Annotated in this window: 8 protein-coding genes and 1 pseudogene; all 9 read right to left on the bottom strand. The window is 71.4% G+C overall.

The genetic code is table 11. The features are described 5' to 3' along the window. The coding region (gene proB / locus D471_RS0105990) for a glutamate 5-kinase (protein ID WP_017597788.1) at positions 1 to 876 on the bottom strand (876 nt) is incomplete at its 3' end. 96 nt (positions 877 to 972) lie between these two features. Next, positions 973 to 2,337 (bottom strand): GTPase ObgE, encoded by a 1,365-nt coding sequence (obgE, locus tag D471_RS0105985; RefSeq protein WP_017597787.1) that lies wholly within the window; start codon positions 2,335 to 2,337, stop codon positions 973 to 975. Positions 2,338 to 2,469: 132 nt separating this feature from the next. Next, complete coding sequence (rpmA, locus tag D471_RS0105980; RefSeq protein WP_017597786.1) at positions 2,470 to 2,730, bottom strand: 50S ribosomal protein L27; 261 nt, start codon at positions 2,728 to 2,730, stop codon at positions 2,470 to 2,472. A 13-nt stretch (positions 2,731 to 2,743) separates the two neighbouring features. Then, positions 2,744 to 3,055, bottom strand: a complete 312-nt coding sequence (gene rplU / locus D471_RS0105975) for a 50S ribosomal protein L21 (protein ID WP_017597785.1) — start codon at positions 3,053 to 3,055, stop codon at positions 2,744 to 2,746. 551 nt (positions 3,056 to 3,606) lie between these two features. Beyond that, positions 3,607 to 6,647: pseudogene (locus tag D471_RS33235) on the bottom strand (Rne/Rng family ribonuclease). A gap of 158 nt (positions 6,648 to 6,805) precedes the next feature. Next, positions 6,806 to 7,585: a TIGR03936 family radical SAM-associated protein gene (locus D471_RS0105965; RefSeq protein ID WP_017597784.1), complete on the bottom strand. Its 780-nt coding sequence runs from the start codon at positions 7,583 to 7,585 to the stop codon at positions 6,806 to 6,808. A 543-nt stretch (positions 7,586 to 8,128) separates the two neighbouring features. Beyond that, positions 8,129 to 10,066 carry a TIGR03960 family B12-binding radical SAM protein gene (locus tag D471_RS0105960; protein ID WP_017597783.1) on the bottom strand — a complete coding sequence of 646 codons (1,938 nt, stop codon included), beginning with the start codon at positions 10,064 to 10,066 and terminating at the stop codon, positions 8,129 to 8,131. Positions 10,067 to 10,128: 62 nt separating this feature from the next. Continuing rightward, positions 10,129 to 11,301 (bottom strand): rod shape-determining protein RodA, encoded by a 1,173-nt coding sequence (gene rodA / locus D471_RS0105955; protein ID WP_026127451.1) that lies wholly within the window; start codon positions 11,299 to 11,301, stop codon positions 10,129 to 10,131. A gap of 3 nt (positions 11,302 to 11,304) precedes the next feature. After that, on the bottom strand, positions 11,305 to 12,100 hold a 796-nt coding region (locus tag D471_RS0105950; protein ID WP_017597781.1), incomplete at its 5' end, for a penicillin-binding transpeptidase domain-containing protein.

Raw genomic sequence — 12,100 nt, 5'->3', positions numbered from 1 at the left:
CGGGGGGGGGGGGGGGGGGAGCCACAGCTGACGGGTCGAGGGGCGGCGGCCCTCGGCCGGGGCGAAGAGGGTGCCCACCCGCTCCCCCGCCAGGGCGGCGCGCGCGTTGGCCGCCGAGGTCAGCACCGTCTGCACGCCCGCCTCGGTGGCGATGCGCGCCGACTCCACCTTCGTCACCATGCCGCCGGTGCCCACACCCCGCTTGCCCGCGCCGCCGATGTCGATGCCGTCCAGGTCCCCGGGGCCGCGCACGAGGTCGACCACGGAGGTGGACGGGTCGGAGGGGTTGCCGTCGTACAGGGCGTCCACGTCGGAGAGCAGGACGAGCGCGTCCGCGCGCAGGAGGTGTGCGACGAGGGCGGCGAGGCGGTCGTTGTCGCCGAACCGGATCTCGTGGGTGGCCACGGTGTCGTTCTCGTTGACGATCGGCACCGCCCCGATGTCCAACAGACGGCGCAGGGTGCGCTGCGCATTACGGTGCTGCACCCGCCGCATCATGTCCTCCACCGTGAGCAGGACCTGGGCAGCGGTGAGGCCGTGCCCGGCCAGCTCGGCGGTGTAGGACGCCAGCAGCAGGCCCTGTCCGACGCTGGCCGCCGCCTGCTGCGAGGCCAGATCGCGCGGGCGCCGGGTCAGTCCGAGGGGGGTCATTCCGGCGGCGACGGCTCCGGAGGAGACCAGGATGACCTCCTGCCCGAGCGCGCGCCGGGCCGCCAGGACCTCGACGAGGTCGCGGATCCGGCTGGAGTCGATGCGGCCCTCGGGGGTCGTCAGCGACGACGACCCCACCTTGACCACGACCCGTCGCGCGTTCGCCACGGCCTTGCGGCCCGCGACCTCGAGTTCGTCGATGTGTTCGGTTCTCACGCTGTCCACCGGGGGCTTTCCATCCGTGGCACGGCTCCAGGCTCGATCGCCGTGCGCGTACCTGAGTGTGGGTCCGGCTGGTGTGGAGCGGTGTCCCCGCGCGGGTCAGCCCAGCCGGGCGTCGGTGCCGCGCGGGCCGGACGGGACGGCCTCGGCGTCGGTCGACGGGTCCCAGTCGAAGACCACGGAGTCCTCCTCGGTTCCGATGTAGACCTCGGCCCCCTCGGTGGCGCCGGCCTTGGCCAGCTCCTCCTCGATGCCAAGGCGGTTGAGGCGCTCGGCCAGGTAGCCGACGGCCTCGTCGTTGGAGAAGTCGGTCTGACGCACCCAGCGGGCGGGCTTGTCGCCGCGCACACGAAAGGCGTTGTCTCCCAGCGGCACGACCTCGAACGGGGTGTCGCCGATCATCTTCGGACGGATCACGATCCGGGTGGGCTCGGCCACGGGAGCGGCCTCACGGGCGGCGGCCACCTGCTCGCCCAGGGCGAAGGACAGCTCGCGCAGCCCCTCCCGGGACGCGGCGGAGACCTCCAGGACGCGGTACCCGCGCTCGACCAGCATCGGCCTGACCAGTTCGGCGAGTTCACGGGCCTCGGGCACGTCCACCTTGTTCAGGGCGACGATGCGCGGGCGGTCGGACAGGTCGACGCCGGTGCGCTCACCGTAGGCGACCAGCTCGGCCTCCAGGGCCTCCAGATCGCTGACCGGGTCGCGACCGGACTCGTAGGTCGCGCAGTCGAGTACGTGCAGCAGCGTGGAACAGCGTTCGATGTGGCGCAGGAACTCCAGGCCCAGGCCTCTACCGTCGCTGGCTCCGGGGATGAGGCCGGGCACGTCGGCGATGACGTACTGGACGGCGCCCGCCTCGACCACCCCGAGGTTGGGGATGAGGGTGGTGAAGGGGTAGTCCGCGATCTTGGGCCGCGCCGCGGAGAGGGCCGCGATGAGCGACGACTTGCCCGCGCTGGGGAAGCCCACCAGGCCGACGTCGGCGATGGTCTTCATCTCCAGGCGCACGTCGAAGGCCTCGCCCTCCTCGCCCTTGAGGGCGAAGCCGGGCGCCTTGCGCTTCTTGGAGGCCAGTGCCGCGTTGCCCAGACCGCCGGAGCCGCCCTTGGCCAACACGAGCCGGGTCCCGTGGCCGACCAGGTCGGCGACGACCTCGCCGTCCATGTGGGTGACCACGGTGCCGTCGGGGACGGTGAGCACGAGGTCGTCACCGTTGGCGCCGGCGCGGTGGCCGCCCTGCCCGGGGGTTCCGTTCTGGGCGCCGCGGTGGGGGCGGCGCTGGTAGTCCAGGAGCGTGGCGGTCTGGGCGTCGACCTCCAGGACGACGTCACCACCGCGGCCTCCGTTCCCGCCGTCCGGCCCGCCCAACGGCTTGAACTTCTCCCGGTGCACGGAGGCACAGCCATGCCCGCCGTTCCCGGCCTTGACGTGCAAGACCGCCTCGTCGACGAAGTCAGGCATAGCTCTCCCCGTTACTCGTGCGGCCCCGCCCGGCGACGGAGACCGCGAACCACACGCGTCAACCAGTGACAACGCGAGGGGCGGGCCAGTGTTCCCTGGCCCGCCCCGAAATCCACAACGTCCGCGCGTGACCTACTCGGCGGCGGCGGGAACGATGTTCACGGCCTTGCGGCCGCGGTAGTTGGCGAACTTGACCTCGCCGCCGACCAGGGCGAACAGCGTGTCGTCGCCACCACGGCCGACGTTGGCGCCCGGGTGGAACTTGGTGCCGCGCTGACGGATCAGGATCTCGCCGGCCGAAACGGTCTGACCGCCGAAGCGCTTGACACCAAGCCGCTTGGCGTTGGAGTCACGACCGTTACGGCTGGACGAAGCGCCCTTCTTGTGTGCCATCTCTCCAGGCCTCCTACTTCGCCGCGATGCCGGTGACGCGCACCTGGGTGTGCTTCTGGCGGTGACCCATGCGCTTCTTGTAACCGGTCTTGTTCTTGTACTTCAGGATGTTGATCTTGGGACCAGTGGTCTCACCGAGAACCTCGGCGGTGACCGTGTACCCGCTCAGCTTGTCGGCCTCGCTGATGACGTCGTCACCGTCGACGACAAGGATGGGCTGCCAGGTCAGGGTGGCGCCGGCCTCCTCGGAGACCCTGTCGATGTTCAGGACGTCATCGACGGACACCTTCTCCTGTCGGCCGCCCGCTCGCACGATCGCGTACACCGGGTAACTCTCTTCCTGCTCGCTCAACGAATAATGCACTCACTGGGACCATTCCCGGGGGAAGTCCAGGCCCGCTCGCGCGGGGCCCCCGGGTCAGCCCTGCCTGTGCCAGGCCTGGCTGTGAAGGGGCCGCTCCCACCGTGGTGGGAAGAAGCCTCGTTCCACGATCCACTGATCGCCTGTAGCGGGGCGCGGGGATCTGAGGGAAACAAACCCTGCGTGGAGAGCACTTCGGTGTCGGGGCGCGTGATCACACGGAGCGCGCCGACGCACCGCCCATCAGATTACCACTGACCCGCCGCGGGGCTGTACAGCTGCTTGCTTTGGGCCTCCGCTCCGCTTTGGCCCGTGTTCGGGCGTCCCCAAGGCAGGGATGCTTCATCCTCGTCTTCGCCTGCCGCCACCCTCAAACGACGCCTTCGGCGCAGCACTCACTTGAAGCACCCTGCCGACGCCCGAACGGCAACCCCCTGGGGTGACCACCCCGGGGATCCACAGCGCGCGTCCGTCCCCCTGGAGGGTCCCAGGGGGACGGACGCGACGGGTGTGGCTTAACCGGCCTCCACCGCGGTCGGCGAGGTGGCCGCCGCCTTGGTACGCCGGGTCCGACGGCGCTTCGGGCGCTCCCCCGCCTCGTCCTCGGTACCGGCGGCGGGTGCCTCCGGCTCCGGGGCCGTGTCCTCGGCGGGCGCCTCGGCCGCCGCACGGGCGGTACGACGCGTCGTGGTCCGCCTGGTCCGGGTCTTCTTCACCGGGGCCTCGGGCTCCGCCTCGGTCGGCTCAGCGGCCTCCGCAGCGGGCCTCTCGGCCGCCTCCTGGGGCTCGGCCCCCGCGGGCTCCCCGGCGGGAGCGGTCCGGGCTCCGTCGTCCCCGGTCGGCTCCTCCGCGACCTCGGCGCCCTTACGGGCGCGGGTGGTCCGCTTCCGGGTCCGCTTCGCGGGCTTCTCGGCGGGTTCGGCGGGTTCCTCGGCGGCGGGCGCGGGCTCGACGGGCTCCTCGGCGATCCCGGCCTTCGCGGCCGTCGCCTTCTTCTCCGCCTTGTCGGCCCTCTTCTCCGCCTTCTGGGCCCGCTCCTGCTTCTCGGACTTGTCAGCCTTCTCGGCCTTGTCCTGCTTCTCGGCCTTCTCGGCCTTCTCGGCCTTCTCGGCCTTCTCGGCCTTGTCGGAGGGCTGGTCCGCCTCGCCCTTGCCCTTCTTCTTCTTGCGGCCGCCGTTGCCGCCCTTGCCCTCCACCGGCTCGGTGGACAGCACCAGGCCGCGGCCGCTGCAGTGGTCGCACGAGTGCGAGAAGGCCTCCAGGAGCCCCTGACCGACCCGCTTACGGGTCATCTGCACCAGGCCGAGCGAGGTGACCTCGGCCACCTGGTGCTTGGTGCGGTCCCTGGACAGGCACTCCAGCATGCGGCGCAGCACGAGGTCGCGGTTGGACTCCAACACCATGTCGATGAAGTCGATCACGATGATGCCGCCGATGTCGCGCAGCCGGAGCTGGCGGACGATCTCCTCCGCCGCCTCCAGGTTGTTCTTGGTGACGGTCTCCTCGAGGTTGCCGCCCTGACCGGTGAACTTGCCGGTGTTGACGTCGACCACGGTCATGGCCTCGGTGCGGTCGATGATCAGCGACCCACCGCTGGGCAGCCACACCTTACGCTCGAGGGCCTTGTTGATCTGTTCGTCGATCCGGTAGGCGGCGAAGACGTCGCGGTCCTCGGTCCAGTGGGAGAGCCGCTCGGACAGGTTGGGCGCCACGTAGTCGACGTACTCGTGAACGGTGCTCCACGCCTCCTCGCCGGAGACCACCAGGCTGGAGAAGTCCTCGTTGAACACGTCCCGCACGACTCGGACCGTGAGGTCGGGCTCACTGTTGAGCAGCGACGGAGCGCTCGCCGACTTCGACTTGCGCTTGATGGACTCCCACTGGTTGGCCAGGCGCGAGATGTCGCGCTCCAACTCCTCCTCGCTGGCCCCCTCGGCGGCGGTGCGCACGATCACGCCCGCGCCGGACGGCATCACCTTCTTGAGGATCTGCTTCAGACGCGCGCGCTCCTTGTCGGGGAGCTTGCGGCTGATCCCGGTCATGGAACCGCCGGGCACGTACACCAGGTAACGGCCCGGGAGGCTGATCTGGCTGGTCAGGCGGGCGCCCTTGTGCGCGATCGGGTCCTTGGTGACCTGCACCAGGACCGACTGGCCCGACTTGAGGACCGACTCGATGCGCTTGGGCTGGCCGTCCAGGCCGAAGGAGTCCCAGTTGACCTCGCCCGCGTACAGGACGGCGTTGCGGCCCTTGCCGATGTCGACGAAGGCGGCCTCCATGGACGGCAGGACGTTCTGCACCCGGCCCAGGTAGACGTTGCCCACGTAGGAGCGGTGGGTGGCCCGGTCGACGTAGTGCTCGACGAGGACGTCGTCCTCCAGCACCGCGATCTGGGTGCGGTCGCCGTTGCGGCGGATCACGAGGTCGCGCTTGACCGACTCACGGCGCGCGAGGAACTCCGACTCGGTGACGATCGGGGCGCGGCGGCGGCCCTGCTCACGGCCCTCGCGGCGGCGCTGCTTCTTGGCCTCCAGCCGGGTGGAGCCGCGGACCGCCTGGACCTCGTCCTCGATCGGCTTCTCCTGGCGCGGCTCACGCACCTTGACCACGGTGTTGGGCGGGTCGTCANNNCCCTGCGGCGCCGGCGGCGGCGACGACGGCTGCCGCGCTCGCCCTCCTCGGCGGCGGGCTGTTCGGGCGTGGTCTCGGCGGTCTCCTCCGCGGTCCTCTCGCCCTCGCGCTCCCGTTCCTCGTCAGCCCGGCCCGCGGTCTCCGCGGTCTCTCCACCGGTCTCCTCACCGGTGCGTGAGCGGCCCCGGCCCCGGCCCCCGCGGCGGCGGCGCCGGCGGCTCGGCCGCTCCTCGGCGGTGTCGGCTGCCTCGGCGGCCTCGGCGCTCTCGGCGGGCTCCTCGGCCAGGGCGTCCGTCTCCTCGGCGGACTCCTCGTCCTCAGCCGGTTCGGCCTCGGCCGACTCGGCCCGCGCGGGCGCGCCCTGCTGGGCGACCGGCGGTTGGAAGAGCATCGTGGGCGACTGGAAGACGGCGCCGCCGCCCCCGGGGGCCTCCTCGGTACCCGTGGACGAGGCGGCCTCGTCGGCCTTCGGTTCCACGGCCCGTGCCTCCTCGGCCGGAGCGGGCTCTGCGGCCTTGCGCCTGCCGCCCTTGCGCCCGGCGGTCCGGGACTCCTCGGCCGGGGCCGCCTCGGCGTCCTTCTTCGCGGTGGCCCTGGTGGTGGAGCGCTTGCGGCGCGCGGGCGCCTCCTCCGCGGGGCTGCCGGCGGCACGCACGGTGCGCTTGCGCGGAGCGGCGGCCACGGAGGTCTTCACCGTGCCCACCTCACCGGACCCGGCGAGGGTGGTCACCGGCTGGGAGGGGGTGGTGGCGGTGTCGTCTGGCTCGGGGGGCGGTCCAGCCGCACGGCGTGCGCCCTTGGCGGACGCGGGTGTGGTCACCCGCACCCCGCCGTCCCCCGGAGGGGGCGTCGCCGCCTTGGCGTCGGTTGTTTCAGTTGTACCCGCGGCGCCCTCGGCGCCGTTCGTGGGCTCGTTGTCGAGCATCCGGGCGGTCTCCCGTCAAAGTCCTCGGGCGCGCCGCGACCTCTCGGTCGGCGGCGCGGCTCACGAGAACTGTCGTCGCTGTGTCAGCGCCGGCGGCACCGGAGTGTCGCCGGGGCAAAGTCCTGTGGTCGCGCCCATGTACCCCAAGGTGGGGCCGCTCATGGGCGCGGTCCCGTCATGGGCGCCGACGGCCGTGGTGCGTTCTCGCTCCGCTCGTCACCTTCGCCCACGGATCCGGTGCCCACGGTGGTGTGGGCGGCGGGCCGGTCCGCGGTGAGCGGGTCCGCGATCGCACCTGTCGTCTCGTCAAGTGGCCCCTGCGCCAGCCGGGTCATCAGCGGTGATGACGGCGGCGCGAGGTCGGCCACGAGGCGTAGGCCGGTCAGCACGTCGTCTGGTCGGACGGCAGGTGTCGTGTGCCGAACGACCATTCGAAGTATGGCATATGTCGCGTGTTGTTCCCCTGGGGCGCGCCCGTCGGGCACGCCAGCCACGTCGAGTCGGACCACCGCCGGGCGTGTGTCGAACCGGCGTCGGCCCTTCTTCGTCATCCGTTCCACCTCGACACTGTCGGCGGCCAGGAAGGCGTTCGCCGCCGCCGCGGCCGCGTCGGGGTCGACGCCCGCCAACTCCACCCGCCACTCCGAGGCCTGGAGCCGGTCGGCGAGCCCGGAGCTGCCGGCCTCGACGACCTCGACGATGTCCACACCCTCGGGCATGGCCTCGTCGATGTCGGCTCTGACCCGTTCGGGGTCGCGTTCCTCGACCAGGGTCAGTTCGAGGTACTCCGCGTCACTGGCGACCCCGGTGGGGGCCGCACCGGTATAGGAGACCTTCGGATGCGGCGAGAAGCCCGCGGAGAACGCGACCGGGACGTCCGCCCTACGCAGAGCGCGTTCCAGCGCCCGGGCGATGTCGCGGTGACTGGCGAATCTCATGCGGCCCCGCTTGGCGTAGCGGACGCGGAGCCGTTGGCCGGGTCTGGTGGTGGAGGGTGAGGTGGTGCCCTCGGATGCGGGGGGCAGCTCAACTCCTTTCCTCATGCCCCCGGTGGGGTCGGCGTGCGACCTGAAGGGGCTGTTCCTCAGTCCTGTTCAGCGTACGGTGCGCGGTGGTGCACATGCGCCAACAGGACCACGCATACCGGTACCTCCCCCACTGACCTGCGGTCGAAAAGTCCCGATGCCATCCGGGCGGAGAGCGAACCGGTATTCACCACCAGAACGCGGAGGCCCCGAAAAAAAATCCGGAGAAAATCCGGATCCGATGGCAACCCCCCAACCTCCCCGCGAGTCCTACTACACGTACGGCCCGGCGCGAGCGGGGCGCCGGGCCGTACTCCTTCCTCCCGGAGGGCTCCCCCACAGGGGTAGAGCGTCCGGAGCGCGCATCCTACTGGAGAGCCCTCCTCAGCGACCAGAGCGCCCCCAGCCCCTCCCGGCGTCCTCGAGGCGCCGCCCGGAGCGCTTGGGGGCGGCCCGCTACTTCACGGTGAGCGGGAGCAGCGGCCGTCCGTCCGAGGGGGCGTTGATCTGGATCTCGGTTCCCATGCTCGGGCACACACCGCAGTCGTAGCAGGGGTTCCACCGGCAGTCGTCGACCTCGACCGACTCCTCCCCGTGCAGCGAGTCCTGCCAGTCCTGCCACAGCCACGAGCGGTCCAGCCCCGCGTCGAGGTGGTCCCACGGCAGGACCTCGTCCTCATCGCGCTCACGGGTGGTGTACCAGTCCAGGTCCACCGGTTCGCCGGCGAGGGCGGTCTCGGCCCCCTTGGCCCAGCGGGCGTAGGAGAAGTGCTCGCTCCAACCGTCGAACCGGCCGCCCGAGCGCCACACCTCCTCGACGACCCGGCCCACACGGCGGTCACCCCGTGAGAGCAGTCCCTCGATGATCGACGGGCGCCCCTCGTGGTAGCGCAGCCCAATGGACTTGCCGTACCTGCGGTCGCCCCGCAGCCGGTCGCGCAGCTTGCGCAGGCGCGCGTCGACCACCTCATGCGAGGTCTGCCCCGCCCACTGGAACGGGGTCTGCGGCTTGGGCACCCCCCCGCCGATGGACACCGTGCAGCGGATGTCCTTGCGGCCGGTCACCTCGCGGCCGGTACGGATCACCTCGGTGGCCAGGTCGGCGATGGCCAGGACGTCCTCGTCCTCCTCGGTGGGCAGCCCGCACATGAAGTACAGCTTCACCTGGCGCCACCCGGCCTCGTAGGCGGCGGTCACCGTGCGGATGAGGTCCTCCTCGGTGACCATCTTGTTGATCACCCGGCGCATCCGCTCACTGCCGCCCTCGGGAGCGAAGGTCAGGCCCGAGCGGCGCCCGTTCCGGGTCAGCTCGCCCGCCAGGTCGATGTTGAAGGCGTCCACGCGTGTGGAGGGCAGGGACAGCCCCGTGTTGGTGCCCTCGTACCGGTCGGCCAGCCCCTTGGCGATGTCGCCGATCTGGCTGTGGTCGGCGCTCGACAGGGACAGCAGGCCCACCTCCTGGAAACCGGTGGCCCTCACCCCCTCGTCGACCATCCTCGTCACGGTCTCCTGGTTGCGCTCACGCACCGGACGGGTGATCATCCCCGCCTGGCAGAACCGGCAGCCCCGGGTGCACCCGCGGAAGATCTCCACGCTGTAGCGCTCGTGCACGGACTCGGCGGTCGGCACGATGGGCTTCTTGGGGTAGGGCCACTGGTCCAGGTCCATCACGGTGTGCTTGTGCACCGTGCCCGGCACACCCGGGCGGTTGGGCGTGTAGGCGGCGATCCGGCCGTCGGAGTGGTAGGCCACGTCGAAGAAGCGCGGCACGTACACCCCGCCCGTCGCGGCCAGCCGGAGGAGGAGTCCCTCCCTCCCGCCGGGTTCGCCCTCCTCCTTGAACTCCCGGATGATCTCGGTGATCGCGAGCGCGACCTCTTCGCCGTCGCCCAGCACCACGGCGTCCAGGAAGTCCGCGATCGGCTCCGGGTTGAACGCCGAGTGGCCGCCCGCCAGCACGATCGGGTGGCCCTCGCCCCGGTCCGCGGAGCGCAGCGGGATACCCGCCAGGTCCAGCGCCGTGAGCAGGTTCGTGTACCCCATCTCGCTGGCGAAGCTCACCCCCAGCACGTCGAACGCCGACACCGGGCGGTGGGCGTCCACGGTGAAGTGCGGGACGCCGTGCTCGCGCATCAGCGACTCCAGGTCCGGCCAGACCGCGTACGTGCGCTCCGCCAGCACGCCCTCGCGCTCGTTGAGGACCTCGTAGAGGATCTGCACACCCTGGTTGGGCACCCCGACCTCATAGGCGTCCGGGTACATCAGCGCCCAGCGCACCGAGGTGTCGTCCCACTCCTTGACCACGGAGTTGAGCTCGCCCCCGACGTACTGGATGGGCTTGCTCACCTTCGGCAGCAGGGGTTCCAGCCGCGGGAAGACGCTTTCGACGGACATGGTGAGACCTTCGGTCGATGGCGGACGTGCGGTTTCTCCAGGTTACCGACGCACGGAGCGGTTCACTCGAACCCGCGGTCCCGTGAGCTCACGGCCAGAACCAGGCCGAGCGCCACGAGGTTGGCGACGATGGCGGTGCCCCCGTAGGAGACGAACGGCAGCGGCAGGCCCGTGACCGGCATGATCCCGAGCCCCATACCGATGTTGATGAAGCTCTGGAAGGCGAACCACGCGGCCACCCCCACACACAGCAGGCGCGGGTAGGGCTGGTCGCACCCCTGGGCGATGCGCAGGATCCGCCAGAAGACCACGGCGAACAGCACGATCATCGCCCCGGCCCCCACGAACCCGAGCTCCTCGCCCGCCACCGTGAAGATGAAGTCCGTGTGCTGTTCGGGCACGAACCGCCCGTGCGTCTGCTCCCCCTGGAACAGGCCGGTGCCGTCGAACCCGCCCGAGCCCACGGCGATCAGCGCCTGGGCCGAGTTGTACCCCGCCCCCTGCGGGTCCGCCGACGGATCCATCAGCGTGGCCAGCCGGTCCAACTGGTAGGGCTCCAACAGGTCGAACCACCAGACCGCGACACCGGTCGCCACCCCGCACGCCAGCATGCCCGCCACCCACACGATCGGGGCGCCCGACATCGTGAGCATCCCCAGGAAGATCACGCCGAGCACGAGGGTGGTCCCCAGGTCGGGCTGCAGCAGCACCAGTGCGAGCGGCAGCGCGAGCACCAGCAGGGCGTACAGGACGTCCCGGGTCATCGGCTTGGTCTCGCCGTCACGGGGTTCCCCGAGGAGGGTGGCCATCATGAGCACCAGACCGACCTTGGCCAGCTCGCTGGGCTGGAACTGGAACCCGCCGAGCACGATCCAGCCGCGCGATCCGTTGATCACCGCACCCAGGGGCGTCAGCACCAGGATCAGCGCGACCACCGTGGCGCCGTACACCAGGTGCGCGTAGGCGCGCACGGCCCGGTAGTCGACCGAGGCCACCGCGAGGCACAGCGCCCAGGCCACCGCGAGGTGGGCCAGGTGGCGGCGCACGTGGCCGGTGGCCTCCAGCGGGCCGCTGCCGTCACCCGGCAGGGTCGCCGACCACACCAGCAGGGAACCGACGGCGCACAGCGCCAGCGCGGCGCCGATCAGCGTCCAGTCCAGGCGGCGGGCGGCCCCCGCCGCGGAGCGGCCGATCCGGGCTCGGGACGGGCCCGACACGCCCACGTGTGTACTCATCGCTCACCGGTCCAGGAGGTCGATGGAACCGTCCGGACGGACCGTGGGCAGGCCCACCCAGGGGGCGCCGCCGGGCAGCGCGGGTTCGGCGCGACCCTCGTCGTCGCCCTCCTCCTCGCCCTCGTCCTCGGCGTCCTCCCCCTCGGCGTCCTCGGCGGAGAAGCCGTAGATGCCCTCGTAGATCTCCCGAGCGATGGGCGCGGAGGTCGCGCCACCGGTACCGCCCTGGGAGACCAGCACGACGATGGCGAACTGCGGGTCGTCCGCGGGGGCGTAGGAGGCGAACCACGAGGACACCTGGCGGCCCACGACGTCGGCACTGCCCGTCTTGCCCGCGACGGACACCCGGTCCTGCGGGAAGCCGCCGAAGGCCCCGCTCGCCGTACCCGCCTTGGGCACCTCGGTCAGCGCCGCCTGGAGGTAGCTCAGGGTCTGGTCGCTGACGGGCAGGCGCCCGGCCACGACCGGCTCGATCTCCTCGACCACCGAACCGTCGGCGGAGACGAACGCCTTGCCCACGCGCGGTTCGTACAGAGTGCCCCCGTTGGCGATGGCCGCGTAGGCGTTGGCCAGTTGCAGGGGGCTGACCAGTACGTCGCCCTGGCCGATGGCGAAGTTGACCGCCTCACCCGCGCGCCACTCGAAGCCCTCCACGCAGTGCTCGTGGGCCAGGCGCTTGAGGTAGGCCGCGTGTGAGGGGTCGGTCTCGGCCACGTCCGGATAGCCGTGCTCGGCGCGGTAGCAGTTGTTCTCCCGGTTGGCCTCCCAGAAGGTGCGCTTCCACTCGCGGTCGGGGATG

This window comes from Nocardiopsis lucentensis DSM 44048, assembly GCF_000341125.1.
Taxonomy (GTDB): Bacteria; Actinomycetota; Actinomycetes; order Streptosporangiales; family Streptosporangiaceae; genus Nocardiopsis; species Nocardiopsis lucentensis.
The sequence above is the reverse complement of the archived record's forward strand: the minus strand, read 5'-3'. Positions and strand labels throughout refer to the sequence as shown.

Excerpts from the sequence above, each read along its gene's own strand:
- rpmA (WP_017597786.1), bottom strand. The coding sequence starts at position 2,730 with ATGGCACACAAGAAGGGCGCTTCGTCCAGCCGTAACGGTCGTGACTCC.
- obgE (WP_017597787.1), bottom strand. The coding sequence starts at position 2,337 with ATGCCTGACTTCGTCGACGAGGCGGTCTTGCACGTCAAGGCCGGGAAC.
- rodA (WP_026127451.1), bottom strand. The coding sequence starts at position 11,301 with ATGAGTACACACGTGGGCGTGTCGGGCCCGTCCCGAGCCCGGATCGGC.
- D471_RS0105960 (WP_017597783.1), bottom strand. The coding sequence starts at position 10,066 with ATGTCCGTCGAAAGCGTCTTCCCGCGGCTGGAACCCCTGCTGCCGAAG.
- D471_RS0105965 (WP_017597784.1), bottom strand. The coding sequence starts at position 7,585 with ATGAGATTCGCCAGTCACCGCGACATCGCCCGGGCGCTGGAACGCGCT.